General features: G+C 67.8%; 17 protein-coding genes. 8 read left to right on the forward strand and 9 right to left on the reverse strand.

The annotated features are described in order from the left end of the window. Window positions 1-44: 44 nt before the first annotated feature. Window positions 45-1,265, reverse strand: coding sequence for an ABC transporter substrate-binding protein (locus AC1RIF_RS03885; protein ID WP_492600032.1), 1,221 nt, complete (start codon window positions 1,263-1,265; stop codon window positions 45-47). Window positions 1,266-1,544: 279 nt separating this feature from the next. Here AC1RIF_RS03885 and AC1RIF_RS03890 point away from each other — a divergent pair, with 279 nt between their 5' ends. After that, window positions 1,545-2,555 (forward strand): endonuclease/exonuclease/phosphatase family protein, encoded by a 1,011-nt coding sequence (locus AC1RIF_RS03890; protein WP_492600138.1) that lies wholly within the window; start codon window positions 1,545-1,547, stop codon window positions 2,553-2,555. On the opposite strand, the gene pstB is transcribed toward AC1RIF_RS03890, so the two are convergent. From pstB to AC1RIF_RS03920, 6 genes are all read right to left on the reverse strand, one after another. Then, entirely contained in the window at window positions 2,552-3,328 is a 777-nt protein-coding gene (pstB, locus tag AC1RIF_RS03895) for a phosphate ABC transporter ATP-binding protein PstB (RefSeq protein ID WP_492600033.1), read from the reverse strand. The two genes, AC1RIF_RS03890 and pstB, sit on opposite strands and share 4 nt — an antisense overlap. A 95-nt stretch (window positions 3,329-3,423) precedes the next feature. Continuing rightward, window positions 3,424-4,329 carry a phosphate ABC transporter permease PstA gene (gene pstA, locus AC1RIF_RS03900; protein WP_492600034.1) on the reverse strand — a complete coding sequence of 302 codons (906 nt, stop codon included), beginning with the start codon at window positions 4,327-4,329 and terminating at the stop codon, window positions 3,424-3,426. A gap of 3 nt (window positions 4,330-4,332) precedes the next feature. After that, complete coding sequence (pstC, locus tag AC1RIF_RS03905; RefSeq protein ID WP_492600035.1) at window positions 4,333-5,382, reverse strand: phosphate ABC transporter permease subunit PstC; 1,050 nt, start codon at window positions 5,380-5,382, stop codon at window positions 4,333-4,335. Window positions 5,383-5,440: 58 nt separating this feature from the next. Further along, on the reverse strand, window positions 5,441-6,568 hold the full coding sequence (pstS, locus tag AC1RIF_RS03910) for a phosphate ABC transporter substrate-binding protein PstS (RefSeq protein ID WP_492600036.1): 1,128 nt from the start codon (window positions 6,566-6,568) through the stop codon (window positions 5,441-5,443). 218 nt (window positions 6,569-6,786) lie between these two features. Further along, window positions 6,787-7,707 (reverse strand): mycothiol synthase, encoded by a 921-nt coding sequence (mshD, locus tag AC1RIF_RS03915; RefSeq protein ID WP_492600037.1) that lies wholly within the window; start codon window positions 7,705-7,707, stop codon window positions 6,787-6,789. Further along, window positions 7,707-8,474: a winged helix-turn-helix transcriptional regulator gene (locus AC1RIF_RS03920; protein WP_492600038.1), complete on the reverse strand. Its 768-nt coding sequence runs from the start codon at window positions 8,472-8,474 to the stop codon at window positions 7,707-7,709. The genes mshD and AC1RIF_RS03920 overlap by 1 nt, the downstream gene beginning before the upstream one ends. A 142-nt stretch (window positions 8,475-8,616) precedes the next feature. On the opposite strand from AC1RIF_RS03920, the gene AC1RIF_RS03925 reads away from it, so the two are divergent. The 6 genes from AC1RIF_RS03925 (at window position 8,617) to AC1RIF_RS03950 (ending at window position 11,826) form a co-directional block, all read left to right on the forward strand. Next, window positions 8,617-9,399, forward strand: a complete 783-nt coding sequence (locus AC1RIF_RS03925; RefSeq protein ID WP_492600039.1) for an LmeA family phospholipid-binding protein — start codon at window positions 8,617-8,619, stop codon at window positions 9,397-9,399. Next, window positions 9,396-9,872, forward strand: a complete 477-nt coding sequence (locus AC1RIF_RS03930) for a thioredoxin family protein (protein ID WP_492600040.1) — start codon at window positions 9,396-9,398, stop codon at window positions 9,870-9,872. The genes AC1RIF_RS03925 and AC1RIF_RS03930 overlap by 4 nt, the downstream gene beginning before the upstream one ends. Before the next feature lie 22 nt (window positions 9,873-9,894). Further along, window positions 9,895-9,981, forward strand: a complete 87-nt coding sequence (locus tag AC1RIF_RS03935; protein ID WP_350317252.1) for a putative leader peptide — start codon at window positions 9,895-9,897, stop codon at window positions 9,979-9,981. A 138-nt stretch (window positions 9,982-10,119) separates the two neighbouring features. Next, window positions 10,120-10,590, forward strand: a complete 471-nt coding sequence (locus tag AC1RIF_RS03940) for a DUF4395 domain-containing protein (protein WP_492600041.1) — start codon at window positions 10,120-10,122, stop codon at window positions 10,588-10,590. Window positions 10,591-10,681: 91 nt separating this feature from the next. Next, window positions 10,682-11,515, forward strand: coding sequence for a sulfurtransferase (locus AC1RIF_RS03945; protein ID WP_492600042.1), 834 nt, complete (start codon window positions 10,682-10,684; stop codon window positions 11,513-11,515). Window positions 11,516-11,520: 5 nt separating this feature from the next. After that, on the forward strand, window positions 11,521-11,826 hold the full coding sequence (locus AC1RIF_RS03950) for a DUF1416 domain-containing protein (RefSeq protein ID WP_114720781.1): 306 nt from the start codon (window positions 11,521-11,523) through the stop codon (window positions 11,824-11,826). A 332-nt stretch (window positions 11,827-12,158) separates the two neighbouring features. Here AC1RIF_RS03950 and AC1RIF_RS03955 read toward each other — a convergent pair whose 3' ends face one another. Next, entirely contained in the window at window positions 12,159-13,457 is a 1,299-nt protein-coding gene (locus AC1RIF_RS03955) for a cutinase family protein (protein WP_492600043.1), read from the reverse strand. Window positions 13,458-13,729: 272 nt separating this feature from the next. Between AC1RIF_RS03955 and AC1RIF_RS03960 the strand changes: the two genes are divergently transcribed. After that, on the forward strand, window positions 13,730-14,428 hold the full coding sequence (locus tag AC1RIF_RS03960; RefSeq protein ID WP_492600044.1) for a heme-binding beta-barrel domain-containing protein: 699 nt from the start codon (window positions 13,730-13,732) through the stop codon (window positions 14,426-14,428). Between the two features lie 436 nt (window positions 14,429-14,864). Here AC1RIF_RS03960 and AC1RIF_RS03965 read toward each other — a convergent pair whose 3' ends face one another. Then, entirely contained in the window at window positions 14,865-15,575 is a 711-nt protein-coding gene (locus AC1RIF_RS03965; protein ID WP_492600045.1) for a hypothetical protein, read from the reverse strand. Between the last annotated feature and the right edge of the window lie 203 nt (window positions 15,576-15,778).

Here is a 15,778-nt window from a genome sequence, read left to right on the forward strand (position 1 = left end):
GTTGCGAGCCCTGTTCCCCCCCCCCGCCCCCCCCACCGTCCGCGCTACTGGGTGCGCAGGTCGAACATGTTCGGATCGGTGACCACCACGTCACCGTCGAACGTCATCTTGTACATCATCGAGTTCGACACGCGCTGGAAGATACCGAACGGCTCCACCGCGTTCGGGGTCCATGCCGGAACCAGGCCCAGCATGTCGATGTCCGTCGCGCCCTGGAATCCCTGCATCACCGTGGCCGCATCGACGGTGTCGAGGTTCTGTGCGACCTCGGCGAACGCGCGCACCGACAACCACGAGAAGATCTCGGTGCCGTTGAGGTCGGAGCGTTCCAGGTCCTTCTCGCCGGACGCGGACATGTCGTCGAGGAACGGAACCAGCCCCGGGAAATCGTCGGTGCTCGACGACGGCGCCGGCACCGGGCTGGTGTAGATCGACGACGTCGCGAACGTGCCGAGATCCTGAAGGTCAGCCTGGGTGAATCCGGTTGCCGCCAAAGCGAATCCGAGGCTCGACCCGAGCTGTTCGAACGCGTCGGCCATCTGGTTGGACTCGGTGGCGGGCAGCGCCATGATGACGCCCTGCGCGCCGTTGCGCTCGGCCGCGGCGATGAACTGCGTGTAGTCGGTCGCACCGGTACCCACCGCGACCTCGTTGACGATCTCGGCACCCTTCGCCTGCACCGCTGGGGTGAGCATCTGGCTGAGCATGGCCGCGACCGGGACGTCCGGACGCATCAGCGACAGCTTGGTCTTGCCCTGCGCAACGAGCGCGTCGACATTGGCGTAGAGCGTGAGCAGCGACCCCGCGAACGGCGTGAACACGTTGGGTGCGGTGAAGTCCGCGATGTTCATCGGGTTCATGCCGATGCGTGGGATACCGGCCGTCGCGAGGATCTGCGACACCGCCTCCGGGGACGCCGGGGTGAAGTCGGCCAGCGTCGCGGTGACGCCCGCGGTGACCATCTCGTTGGCGCAGTCGACCTCCTTGTTGGGGTCGCCCATCGAGTCGCATTGGATCAGCTCGAGCGGCCGACCCGACACGCCGCCGCGGGAGTTGAGGGCCTCGATCGATGCCGTCATGCCGGCCGCCTGGCTGGCCACCGACACGCCACCGGCCTCGATCGTGACGATCTGGCCGACCTTGATCGGATCGCCCGTCGCGGCGTCCTCGGTGGCGTCGGCGGAGCTGTCACTGCTGCAACCCGAGGCCACGAGGCCGACGGTGGCGAGGGCTGCGATCGCCGGAGCAAGGGTCTTCAGTTTCACGTGATGTCCTTCTCGATAGGCGCTGCGTTTCCGGACGAGATGTGAAGCCGAACCGTCCCCCTCCGGCGCTGACCGCACCTCCCATCCGGCTTGCCGCAGGAGCGTAGTGAAACTTCGAGCAATGTTTGGGCGATTCGGACAATTGCAGCGAACACCCAGATGGGTGCCGCCTCCAGAATCCGAGTAAGATACAGGGCTTATCTTTGGTTACCACCTCGAACGATCCGCCCGCGGAACGCTGCGGCCGAACTCGCCTGCAGCGGGCATGATCGAACCGTGATCGATTACCGGACCGCGCGCCTGACCGCGGGAGTCTTCGCCGCGGTCTGCGGACTGTCGGGTGCGCTCGGCCTACTGGCGTCGGCGGTGAGCGTGGAGAACCGGGTCGTGGTCCTGCTCGCCGGGCAGACGCCGACGCTGCTCGTTCTCGCGCTGATCGGAGCGGCGGTCGCCGCGGTCGCCCGGCAGTGGGCCGTCCAGGCGGCCTGCCTCGTGGTCTGCGCCGTCGGCATCGCGGTGCTGGCCCCGCTCTACATCCCCGGCGCGGGAGGCGCCGTGACCCCCGGCCCCTCCGGTCCGACGATACGAGTCATGCAGGCCAACACAAAGATCGGCCGCGCCGACCCCGACTCCTTGGTCCGCACGGTGCGCGACCGCGGCGTCGACGTCCTCACCGTCCAGGAACTCACCGACGAGTCGATCGACGGACTGCAGGACGCCGGTCTCGACGATCTGCTGCCGTACCGGTTCGTGGTGTCGTACGGACCGGGCGGCGAGGGCGGCGGGATCTACAGCCGCTTCCCGCTCTCGAACACCCGCAACCTGGACGGCTATCTGTCCGCGAACCTCACCGCGGATCTGGATGTGGGGCTACGAGAACCCGTGTCCCTGTTGGCGGTTCACCCCGCGCCCGCCTACCTGTTCCCGGCACAGTGGTGGGCGGCGGAGCTGCGCGGTCTGCACGCCGAGATGCTCGCGGACGCGCAACGCGACAACGTCATCGTCAGCGGAGACTTCAACGCGAGCTATACCCAACGCCAGTACCGCGCGCTACTCACCGGCGGCTACGTGGACGCGGCCGACCAGGTGGGCGCCGGCCTGGTGCCCACGATGCCGGCCAACCGTCGACTCCCCGCGTTCACCGGCATCGACCGCATCATCACCAAGGGCGCCGCGGTGACCGCCCTCGACCGCATCGAGATCGTCGGGTCGGACCACCACGGACTCGTCGCCGACGTGCGGTTGGCCGACGTCCCTGCGCCGCAGCACGGAACGCGGGCCGGGACCTAGCCGAAGCGGCCGGAGATGTAGTCCTCGGTGGCCTTCTGCGTGGGGTTGGAGAAGATCTTCTCGGTGTCGTCGATCTCGATCAGCTTGCCGGGCTTGCCGGTGGCCTCGAGGTTGAAGAACGCCGTCTGATCGCTCACACGCGCGGCCTGCTGCATGTTGTGCGTGACGATGACGATCGTGAAGTCCTGCTTCAGCTCGGTGATGAGGTCCTCGATCGCGAGCGTCGAGATCGGGTCCAGGGCCGAGCACGGCTCGTCCATCAGCAGCACGTCGGGCGAGACCGCGATGGCGCGCGCGATGCACAGACGCTGCTGCTGACCACCGGACAGGCCACCGCCCGGCTTGTCGAGCCGGTCCTTGACCTCGTTCCACAGGTTCGCGCCGCGCAGCGACTGCTCCGCGACCTCGTCGAGCTTCTTCTTGTTGCGCTCGCCCTGCAGCTTGAGGCCGGCCACGACGTTGTCCCGGATGGACATGGTCGGGAACGGGTTGGGCCGCTGGAAGACCATACCGATCGTCTTGCGGACGCCGACCGGGTCGACCGACGAACCGTAGATGTCCTCGCCGTCGAGCAGCACCGAGCCCTCCACGCGCGCACCCGGGGTCACCTCGTGCATGCGGTTGAGGGAACGCAGCACCGTCGACTTGCCGCAACCGGACGGGCCGATGAACGCGGTGACGCTGCGCGGGGGCACCGACAGCCCGACATCGGCGACGGCGTGGAACTTGCCGTAGTAGATGTTGACGTCCTTGAGATCCAGACGCTTGGCCATTTACCGGCTCCCTACTGATGTGAGCGCTAGCTCGAGTATGTGCTGACGAGATTCGGGGGATGCGGCGATCGCGGCGATCGCCGTCGATTCGGTGCTCACTTGTTGCGCACCGAGGCGAAGTGTCCGATCGTCTTGGCGACGATGTTGAGGACCGCGATCAACAGGATCAGGGTCAGCGCCGCGCCCCAGATCCGGTTGGATCCGGCATCGGTCGGGTTGTTCATCTCCGCGACCATGACGCCGGGCAGCGTGCCCATCTCGCCACCGAACAGGTTGAAGTTGATGAACGGCGCGTAGCCCACCAGGATCAGCAGCGGCGCGGTCTCGCCGAGCACGCGGGCCAGGGCCAGCATGACGCCGGTGATGATGCCCGGCAGCGCGGTGGGAACGACGATGCGCGCGATGGTCTTCCACTTGGGCACGCCCAGCGCGTACGACGCCTCGCGCAGATCGTTCGGCACGATCCGCAGCATCTCCTCGGTGCTGCGCACCACGACCGGAACCATCAGCAGCACCAGCGCGAGCGACACCGCGAACGCCGACTTGGGGAAGCCGAACGTCGCGATCCACAGTGCGTAGATGAACAGGGCCGCGACGATCGACGGGACACCGGAGAGGATGTCGACCATGAACGTGGTGAGCTTGCCGAGCTTCGAGTTGCCCGCGTACTCCACCAGATAGACGGCGACGAACAGGCCGAGCGGAACCGACAGTGCGGCACACACCAGTCCCTGCATCAGGGTGCCGATCAGCGCGTGGTAGACGCCGCCGCCATCGGCGGAGGCGGACAGACCGCTGAGCGAGTGGGTGAACCACGTCTGCGACGTGATGGCGCCGATGCCCTTGACGATCACCGTCCACAGCACCCAGACCAGCGGCACGAGCGCGATGAGCACGGACAGCGTCACCAGCACGGTGGCGGTGACATCGGTGAAGCGGCGGCGGAATCCGACGCCCTGGAAGGCGGGCGCCTTGATGGGCTTGTCGAGAACGCTGGTCATCGGTCAGTCCCGCTTTCCGGCGATCGCGGCGCGGGCCGCCGCGTTGACCACGAAGGTGAGCACGAACAGGACCAGGCCGGCGGCGATGTAGGCACCCGCCTGGATGTTGTTGTTGAACTCGGCGTAGCCGAGCGCGATCTTGGAGGCGATCGTCGAACCGCTGTCGAACACCGACCAACTGAACGCCTGCGACGTCGTCCGCAAGATCATGTACAGCGCCATGGTCTCGCCGAGCGCGCGGCCCAGGCCGAGCATCGAGCCGCTGATGTAGCCGGACTTGCCGAACGGGATGACGGTGGTACGCACCACTTCCCAGCGTGTGGCACCGAGCGCGAGAGCGGCCTCGATGTGCGCCTTGGGTGTCTGCCCGAACACCTCGCGGGTCACCGCGGTGATCACCGGCAGGATCATCACCGCGAGCACGATGCCGGCGGTGAAGATGGTGCCGCCGCCGCGGATGGAGCCGGTGCCGTCCTGGAAGATCGGGATCCAGCTGAGGTTCTCGTTGAGCCACACTGCAACCGGGGCGATCGCCGGCGCGAAGATCAGCAGGCCCCACAGGCCGTACACGATCGACGGCACCGCCGCGAGCAGGTCGATGACGTAGGCCAGCGGCCGCGCCACCTTCTTCGGTGCGTACTCGGTGAGGAAGATCGCGATACCGAGCGCCACCGGCATCGCCAGCACGAGGGCGACCAGCGAGACCATCACCGTGACCTGCAGCAGGTCCAGGACGCCGAACGCCATCGAGTTGATGTTGTCGGTGTCCCACTCACGGCTGGTGAGGAAGTTGACCTCGTTGCGCTGCAGCGCCGGAACCGCACGCCAGATCAGGAAGATGCCGACAGCGGCGACCAGCAACGTGATGAAGACCGCCGATCCCGACGCCAGCGATCCGAAGATCCGGTCGCCGGGACGGGTGACCGTCTTGCGCTTCGTTGTGTCAGGGGAAGTGATCGGGGCCTCCGGGGTACCGTTCGGACCGCCCACCCCGGCCCCGCCGTCCGCGGGGCCGGAGGCGCGTGGTGTTGACCGTGTGCTCGCGTCAGTCATCTGCGCTCACATTCTCTGTCTGAATATAGATGGGCGGTCCGAATGGTGACGGATTCGATCAGGCGATTGCGGAGATCGACTCGTTGAGCTTGGCGCGGAACGACTCCGGCAGCGGCACGTAGCCCTGCTCCGCGAGGGTCTGCTGGCCCTCGTTGGCGGCGCTGGTCAGGAAGGACTTCACGGCCGCAGAAGTGTCGGCGTCGTAGCCCTTGGAGCACACGATCTCGTAGGTCGCGAGCACCAGCGGGTAGGCGTCGGCTTCGGTCGTGCCGTAGATCGACTTCAGGTCCAGCGTGAGGTCACCGGTTCCCGAGCCCTTGAACGACGCGTTGGCGATGGCCTTCGCCGCCGTCTCCTGCGACAGCTTCACCGGGCCGGAGCCGGTGTCGATCTGGGCGGACTGCAGCTTCTGCTGATCCGCGAAGGACTTCTCGACGTAGGTGATCGAACCGGGCGCGGTCGCCACGGCCTGCGCGACACCGGCCGAGCCCTTGGCACCCTCGCCGACGCCACCCTTGAAGTCCGAGCCGGCGCCCTGAGTCCAGGCACCGTTCGAGGAGGCCTCGAGGTACTGCTGGAAGTTGTCGCTGGTGCCCGACGAGTCCGAACGCACGATCGGGCTGATCTTCTCGTCGGGCAGGTCGACGCCGGAGTTGAGCGCGGCGATGGCCGGGTCGTTCCAGCTGGTGATGCCGCCGTTGAAGATCTTGGCGATGGTCTCGCCGTTGAGCACCAGGTTCTCGACACCGTCGAGGTTGTAGGCGATCGCGACCGGGCCGAACACGAGCGGCAGGTTCCACGCGTCGTTGCCCTGGCAGCGCGCCTTGGCCTGATCGGCCTGCTCGCCCTTGATCGCCGAGTCGGAGCCGGCGAAGTCGATCTGGTTCGCGATGAACTGCGTGCGGCCGTCACCGGATCCGCTGGGGTTGTAGGCGACGTTGACGTTCTTGCCCTTCTGCTGGCAAGCCGCGATGTAGGTCGAGGTGAACTCGTCCATCGCGTTCTTCTGCGCGGACGATCCCGCGCCGGAGAGCTTGTCCTTGCCGTCGCACAGGGCGGTCGACGCCGACGTGTCGACGGTGGACGACGCGGCATTGTTGTCGCTGCCGCAGGCCGTCAGCGACATCGCCGTCACGGCACCTACTGCCACCATCCCGAGCAGTGCGCCGTTTCGCTTGAGGTTCACCCTTGTCCTCCGCTGGTCTAGCGTCTCGCCCGACTCCGGGCGGCATGGGAAGCGCGAATCACGCGTGACTCGCACCGGGCGACCGTCTGCCACCCAGGCCAGAAAGGTAGGGGGCGACGGTAGCCAACTGGACCCGGTTCGGTGAACGGAAGGTGAACACCCGAGAGAAATCTCCGGAGGGGTTCGTCACACCCACTCCGCACCTGCACGAACAGTCGTTATCGAGGCGGGGTGGCGTACGCGACATCGACGTGGAACCGGTCGAACGCGAGCCTCTCGTACGTGCGCAGCGCGGCGGTGTTGTCGCCCTCGACGTACAGCAGCACCGTCTCCAGGCCGCGGTCGCGCAGGTAGTGCAGGCCGGCCAGCGTCAGCACCCGGCCGAGACCGCGTCCCTGCGCGTCGGGGTCGATCCCGACGACGTAGACCTCGCCGAGAGCCGGGCCGCCGTTCTCCGGTGCGTGCACCTTGGTCCAGTGGAAGCCGAGGAGTCGGTTCGGGTCCCCCGCAGCGTCCTCCGACGGGTATGCGAGGAACAGGCCCGCCGGATCGAACCACGGTTCGGCGCGGCGCTCGTCGACATCGTGCTGCGTCCAACTCCCCTGTTCGGGGTGCCACGCGAACGCGGCGGCATTGACGCGCAACAGCTCGGCGTCGTCCTCGGGGCCGCGATACGTGCGCAGCGTGACCCCGTCCGGCACGACGACGTCGGGCAGTTCGGGGGTGGCCAGGGGCCTGCGCAGTTGCAGCAGCTCCCGGGCACCGACGAGTCCGAGCCGGCGCGCGACCGCGACGGCGGCCGGGAGGTTGCCGTGCGCCCACACCCGGGCGCCGGGACCGCCGGCCTCCAGTGCCTCGGTCACGAGCCGTCCACCGATCCCGGCGCCGCGCGCGGCGGGGTCGACCACGACCTCCGCCATCGCGGGATGCTCGCCGTGGCCGGGCTCGAGTTGCGCGTACCCGACGACCCGACCGTCCGACGTGGACACCAGATGACGGACCTGACCGGTTCCGGTGAGCGCGCGGACGGCCTGCTCGGAGATCGGCGCGGTGCCGTCCACCGCGGTGGCCCGTTCGATCATCGCCCGCACGGCCCCTGCCGGGGGTGAATCGATCCAGTCGAGCTGCTGCGTGGCCATCAATACGCCGATCCGTTGGTGGGGGTGAGGTCAGGGTCGTCGGAGTCCGCGTCGCCGACGTCGTCCGCCGGGACGGACTGCCCCGGCCGGTTCGACGGCCGTGCCGGACGCACAGCCTTGTAGCCGACGTTGCGGACCGTGCCGATCAGCGACTCGTACTCCGAGCCCAGCTTCGCGCGCAACCGGCGTACGTGGACGTCGACGGTGCGGGTGCCGCCGAAGAAGTCGTAGCCCCACACCTCCTGCAGCAGCTGCGCCCGGGTGAACACCCGGCCGGCGTGCTGCGCGAGGTACTTGAGGAGCTCGAACTCCTTGTAAGTCAGATCGAGGGGACGACCCCGCAGTCTTGCGGTGTACGTCCCCTCGTCGATCACGAGCTCGCCGAGTGTGATCTTGCCGGCGGATTCCGGACTCGCCACACCCCCGTTGCGGCCGACCAGCAAGCGCAGTCGCGCGTCGAGTTCGGCCGGGCCGGTTGTCGGCAACAGGATGTCGTCGAGGCCCCAGTCCGAGTTGACGGCTACCAGCCCGCCCTCGGTGAGGACCGCCACGACCGGCACTGCCGATCCGGTGCTGCCGAGCAGCCGGCACAGGCCGCGAGCTGCCGCGAGGTCGGTGCGGGCGTCGACGAGCGCCACGTCCGCGGATCCCGCCTCCAGCAGGGACGACACCTCCGTCGGAGCGGGACGAACGGAATGCGACAGCAGCGCCAACGAGGGCAGCACCGTCTCGGGGTTCTGGTCGGAGGTCAGAAGCAGTAGCTCCACTCCACCTCCCTCTCTCGCGCCGCGAATGCCGGCGGGAGGGCCGACACCGAGTGGACCGACGTTCTTGTTTCGGGGACAGATTAGCGCGAGTTTGCGCAGGACCGCCGCACCGGTCCTCCGAGACGCCGGTAAGAATGATGGGGTGCGGAAACTCATCATCGGACTGGTGTGCCTCGTCGGACTCGTCGTCGTCGTCGACTTCGGCGCCGCCGCCTACTCCGAATACCGCGTCTCTCGGGCACTGCGCGAGGGCGGCTCCCTCACCGCCGATCCAGAGGTCACGATCCACGGCTTCCCGTTCCTCACTCAGGCGTGGAACGGGAAGTACGACAACGTCGCGGTCCGGGCCCGCCAGGTCCCCAACGACATGATCGGCGAGGTCACCATCGAGGCGACGCTGAACGGGGTGTCGGTGCCGGCGTCGGCCATGCTCGACGGCTCGGTCCGCACCGTTCCGGTCGATCACCTCGAGGGCCGGATGATGATCGACGCCACCGACCTGGGACAGTTCCTCGGCATCCCCGACCTGCAGGTTTCGGCACCTCCGGCGAGCAAGTCGGACGGCACCGGCGGCTCGGGCGGCTCCGGCTCGCCCACCACCGGCGGGATCGTGCTGACCGGCACCGTGCCGGTGGGTCCGCTGCAGACGTCGGTCAGCGTGCAGGCCGACCTCGTGCTGCGCGGCGAGCAGTTGGTGATCGTGGCGACGGACTTCTACTTCGGCCCGGAGGGCGAGGCCGACTTCACGGTGCCGGCCCCGCTCCGACAGGGCGTGCTGGACCTGTTCACCAAGACGATCGATCCGCAGTCCCTGCCGTTCGGCGTGATGCCCACCGACGTCTACGCGGAGGGCTCGCAGATCGTCATCGAGGGGTCCGGCGACAACGTCGTCGTCAACCTCGACGAATTGAAGACGAAGCCGTGACCGCAATCACCATCCTGGCCGTCGCCGTCGTCGCGACGCTGGCCGTCGGGTTGATCCTGCGCGGCCGCGCCGGCAAGGTCCGCGCCTCCACGCCCACGTCCACCGCCGACACGGAAGACGACGCACGGGCCGCGCAGCTCGCCGCCGCCGGCGTGACGGCCACCGAGCGACCGATCGTCCTGCACTTCTCGGCCGACTGGTGCGGACCGTGCGCGGCGGTGCGACGCGTGATCGGCCAGGTACTCGAGCGCCTCGAACCCGCCGCCGACGGCGCCCCCGCCGCCACCGAGGTGGAGCTCGACATCGACGAGCACCCTTCTCTCGCAAAGACACTCGGCGTCCTTTCGCTGCCGACTACGTTCATCCTTGACGGCGCGCTGGTGGAGCGCTTCCGAATCTCCGGCGTGCCGCAGGCCGCGGACCTCCAGTCGTCGATCGAGACGCTCCTCACACCCGGGGATCCAATTTCCTGAGAAACCGGGTACGCTGCACCACGTGTACGCCAACCATGAGCTGATGCTCACCCGTCGCCGCGCAGTCGATCTGTGCCGCCTCGGTGGTTGTTGCTGTCCCTGCTGTTGATCACGCAGACGGTCGATCTCCCTTCCCAGCGTTCTCGCTGACGGCCCCGTCCGTGATCGGTGAAACCCCGAAATCCGGTCCCTGCCGCGTTCCCACGTCGGCATGTCAGCACTCGGTAGCCCGCAGGAGCACTCTCCGATGTCCACTCCCACCCTCCAGAACCAGCAGGTCGACGTCCGCGGTCCACGCTTCGCCGCCTGGATCACCACCGCGGTCCTCGTCGCGGTGCTGGTGCTGTCCACGGTCTCGACCCTCGCCGCCGGCCTGCTGCTGGCAGCGCAGGCGGTCGTGTTCGCGATCGGCGCCGTCGTCGGTCCGCGCCGCAGCCCGTACGGGCAGCTCTTCGCGACGCTGGTCGCCCCGCGCCTGAGCCCCACCGTCGAACGCGAACCCGTGGTGCCGCTGCGGTTCGCACAACTCGTCGGCCTGGTCTTCGCGGTCGTCGGCACCGTCGCGTTCCTGTTCGGCGCGGGCATCGTCGGCGGAATCGCCACCGGCTTCGCACTGTTCGCGGCTCTGCTCAACGCCGCGTTCGGGATCTGCCTCGGCTGCCAGATCTACCCGCTCGCCGCCCGCCTGCGCGGCGGCGCGACCCCCAGCGCGGCCTGACCGCAGTACTTCGCTCCACCCGTGCGGGCCCTCAACCGCACAGCATTCCCACGCTCCACCCACGCCGTTTCCCACACCGAAAGGACAACCCATGGCTCGCTCCGACGTCCTGGTCTCCGCAGACTGGGCAGAGCAGAACCTCAACGCCCCGAAGACCGTTTTCATCGAGGTCGACGAGGACACCGCCGCGTACGACGGTGGCCACATCGAGGGTGCGATCAAGCTCGACTGGCGCAAGGATCTGCAGGACGGCGTCCGCCGCGACTTCCTGAACCAGGAGCAGTTCTCCGCTCTGCTGTCCGCGAAGGGCGTCGCCAACGACGACACCGTGGTCCTCTACGGCGGCAACAACAACTGGTTCGCGGCGTACGCCTACTGGTACTTCAAGCTGTACGGCCACCAGGACATCAAGCTGATCGACGGCGGTCGCAAGAAGTGGGAACTCGACGGCCGTCCGCTGTCGAAGGAGACAGTCACCCGTCCGGCCACCGAGTACAAGGCCGCCGCAGCCGACACCTCGATCCGCGCGTTCCGTGACGACGTGATCGCCGCGATCGGTTCGGCGAACCTGGTCGACGTCCGCTCCCCCGACGAGTACTCGGGCAAGATCCTGGCTCCGGCGCACCTGCCGCAGGAGCAGGCGCAGCAGCGCGGCCACGTCCCCGGCGCCATCAACATCCCGTGGAGCACCACCGCCAACGAGGACGGCACCTTCAAGTCCGACGAGGACCTCGCGAAGCTGTACGCGGACAAGGGCTTCGACGAGACCAAGGACACCATCGCCTACTGCCGCATCGGCGAGCGCTCGAGCCACACCTGGTTCGTGCTGCAGGAGATCCTCGGCAAGCAGAACGTGAAGAACTACGACGGCAGCTGGGTCGAGTACGGCTCGCTGGTCGGCGCACCGATCGAGTTGGGAGCATAAGAGATATGTGCGGAGCACCTGTTCAGACCCAGACCCTGCCCGCGGGCGTCGACGTCGAGAAGGAAACCGTCATCACCGGCCGCGTCCTGGCCGCTGACGGCCAGCCGGTGGGTGGCGCGTTCGTGCGCCTGCTCGACGGCACCGACGAGTTCACCGCCGAGGTCGTCGCGTCGGCGACCGGTGACTTCCGGTTCTTCGCCGCACCCGGTACCTGGAAGGTCCGGGCACTCTCCAGCTCGGGCAACGGCGACGTGACCATCAGCCCGGACAGCGCCGGCGTGTACGCCGTCGACGTGACGGTCGCCAAGTAGTTCCAGACCCTCGAAAGGGGCGCCACTCCAGTTCATCGGGAGCGGCGCCCCTTTCGTCGTTCGACGATCCCCCGAACCGGTCGAAGAACCCGAAATGCCCTCGAAGACCGGGCGAGGGTGGTCACAAGAGCGCGCGTCCGCCGCCGGCCGCCGCACCGCTCGACCCGACCGCCGGCGTCCCGAAGGATCAGCTGCCGGACGGCCGGTTCGGGACGTACATCCTCGTGGATTTCGTTCCGGTCGACCCGAACACCTCGGTGTAGCAGCGGCCACCACGCGAGGCCTTCGACGCCGTGTGCCGGTCCAGCGGCTGGGAACGGAGCTACCAGTAGTCAGGAGCCGGACGACGGCGGGGAGCCGGCCGATCCGCCGGACGTCGGGGTCACCGGCGCGTCCTCGCGGGCGAGACCGCCGATCCAGTCGACCACCTTCTCGCTGTCCCAGTACCAGGGGTCGTTCGGGTTGGAGTTCCAGTACAGGATGTGCTGGATGAATCCCAGGAAGATGTAGGGCTCCAGGATCAGGTTCACGATGCCGCGGTTGTCCTCGAGGAAACCGGCGCCCTCGGCACGCAGCTTCTCGCGCACCACGTCGGCGCCCGGTCCGCGCGCCCAGTCCGACATCGCGGTGATGCGCTCGGGCGTCGCCTCCGCGGCCGCGGCGTCGTCGCGGTAGGTCTGGTCGGCCACCGTGCGCAGCACGTCGAGCAGTGACTCGTCCGAGGTGAACCAGTCGTCCCGCGTGACGATGTGCGCGATGGCGCGCGCCGACATCTCCGACACCACACGACCGAAATCGGCGAACGTCTGCACAGGGTTGAGCACCGTGAACCGCATCTGCCCGAGCACCCCGAGCGCGAGTTCGAGAACCGCGATGTCCGGGGGCGCGTCGCACGCGATGTCGTAGGGCCGGCACGCGTAGAGGATCTTGCCGTCGAGCGCGCCGTAGTCGAACGGTTCGGACGACATGAATCCGCCGCCGCGCGGGCCCGGCTCACCCAGCGACGGGGTGCCGGCGGGACGGTACGGGTCCCCGACGAGCGCAACCCCCGCGATGTCGTCGGCCGTGACGGTCGCAGCGCCGTCCCGGTGGCCGAGCTCGCGGGCGACCCGCTCGGTGACCTCGGCACCGACGCTGTAGCCGAGCAGCACGAACTCGGTGGCGTCACCGCACTGCGTCTTCTTCTCGTCCAGGATCCGGTTCATCGACGCGACACCCGCGGCTACCGAGTCCTGATAGGTGAGCACGTTCTCGAGCAGACCGAGGCCGTACGTGGACGGGTAGGGGACATACATCCAGCCCACCGTGCCCGGCTGATCCCGATTGGCCTCGCCGAGCGGGACGGTGACCTGATTGAGCCAGTTGGACCACGCGGCCCGTTCCCCGTCGTCGAACGGGTCACGATCCACCGTCGAGTCGCCGGCACCGGACACCGCGACCACCAGGATGTCGGGGCAGCCGTCGCCGAAGTTGTTCGGATCCTTCACCGGCGGCTGCAACGAACCCGAGCCGGAACCCTCGGCGCTCCCGGCCGCCCCGGATCCCTCTGCCATCGCCGGTCCCGCGCAGACCGACAGCATCACTGCCGCGATCACCGCACCGAACGCGGATACGATTCCCCGACGAGCCATCGACACCTCCGACCGTGCGCACCCCCGCAGGCGTGACAGTTCGTGATTCGTTCGCGATTCCGCGAGCACCGTATACCGCAAATCCGGTACTGATCGGGAATCGACGAGATCGATGCCCGGAACCGCCGCATTGCTGCCGATTTCGAACGCCCCGGGGGTGCGGTCTAAGATGGGCGCGTGGTCATCTTCTTCGAGGTTCTCCTTGCCCTTGCCGCCATCCTGATCACCTGGTTCTCGCTGTACGTCATGTACCGACTGGTCACCGACAAGCCGTGAGTCAGGATCCGGACGCGGGCTCGGAAACGCAGCCCGACGACACCGAGTCGCACGTTGTCCGTGGCAGCGGCGACCGAGCGGTCGCGGCTGCCGAAGAGCGTGCGAAGGAAACGGCGGGACGCAACATCCCGACCCTGCCCGATCTCCCCCTGCCCGAGGACACCGCGAATCTGCGGCTCGGGCCGGACCTGCACCCCGGTCTGCTCGCGCTTCTGCCGCTCGTCGGCGTGTGGCGCGGCGAGGGCGAGGGTCACGATCCGGAGACCGGCGACTACCCGTTCGGCCAGCAGATCGTCGTGTCACACGACGGCGAGAACTACCTGGCCTGGGAGTCCCGCACGTGGCGTCTGGACGCCGACGGTGGATACATCGGTCCCGATCAGCGCGAGAGCGGCTACTGGCGCGTCGCCGGCGACGGCATCCCCGGCAGCACCAACGAGGAGGTCGTCGAACTCCTCCTCACGCACGCGTCCGGTGTCGTCGAACTGTTCTACGGCCAGGCACTGACGCAGTCGTCGTGGGAACTCGCGACGGACGTCGTGATCCGCAGCGAATCCGGTGAGCTCATCGGCGGGGCCAAGCGCCTGTACGGCATCGTCGAGGGCGGCGATCTGGCGTACGTCGAGGAGCGCGTCGTCGCCGACGGCCCCCTCGCGCCGCGGTTCTCGGCTCGCCTCCAGCGCTACATCGGCTGACAACCCTCATACAGCAGCGACCCCCGGGCCCGTCCACGAGACGAAACCCGGGGGTTTCGCTGTTCGTGGGTTCCGGTCTGGACGCGACCGGAGGGCTCGGGGGTCGGGTAGCTGCCTGGGATTCGCCAGCCGCGAGGCGGTCAGTGAATTCCGAGAGCATCGTGGCTAGCTGACAGCCACCTCACGTGTCCGTTTGTCATTCAACTTCAGACCACCTCCTTCCTCGTGTACGCCCGAAGCTACGCCCGGCCGCGGCGCTCGGCAACGGGTTTTCCGGTCGAAGGTGTCCCGTCGAACGACGCGAGCCCCGCACCGGAGTCGTCCGGTGCGGGGCTCGCTGCAGTTCAGCCTGCTCGACGGCCTGAACGGGAACTCACGGCACGGATTCGATCGCGGACCGTGCGCTCATGTCCCGGTGGTGGGCCGGCGGGCGATACTAGCTTCCGTTCTTCAGCACGTTGCTGATGATGTCAGCGATGAAGCCGGCGGGATCGTTGATGATCGCCGATCCTGACGAGCCGCCGGCGACAGGACCGGAGGAACCGAAGCCCGAGGAGTCGAGGCTGCCCGAGACGGCCTCGCCCGGGTTCTTGGCGCGCACCTTCACACAGACGTCGATCGGGTTCCACTTCTGCTCGCCCCAACCGTCGGGGGTCATGGACGCTCCACTGTTGAGTACCGTGCCGACAGCCACGTTCTCCGGGACCTGGTAAGTCGTGATGTACTCGGCGGTGTTGCCGATGTCGATGCGCCAACCCAGACCGGACGTAACCGTCGCGCTGTTCGCATTCGTGTCGACCGAGGGCGTGACACCGCTACCGTTGACCGTCGCCGACTGGAGCACGAATCCGGCCGGGAAGTAGTCCGCCATCTTGCGCAGCAACGGAGGCGTGCCCTTCGCCTTCGACACCGTCGTCTTGTAGGTCACCGTGCCTCCAGGCGCAACCGTTCCATCACCAACGATCTCCTTCGTCAGGGTGATGCCGACGATGCCTGCGGCTCCGTACTGGGTCTGCGTGGCGGAAGTACCACACTCCGCGGCGGACGCGACGCCGGCACTCGCGCCGACGCTGAAGGCAGCACCACCGACGACGACGGCAGCGGCAGCAACGGAGGCCGCGACGCGGCGGGTCAACGTTCGAGACATGTACATGCTCCTTCGATCGTTCCTGAGGGGGAGGCAGTTCTCGGTAGAACGCGTTTCAATTCAATCCGCGGAGTCGCGGCAAATCGCCCATACAGTGGTGAAGACGATCACATACTAACCAGTTTTTCGGACGTTCGTCCAGCGGGTAGTTGCGAGGTGGCGCAACACTTTTTGGGTCCGAACACCCTGTAACGGGCCACCCC

The sequence above is a fragment of the Prescottella sp. GW823-FHT02E09 genome (assembly GCF_058797375.1).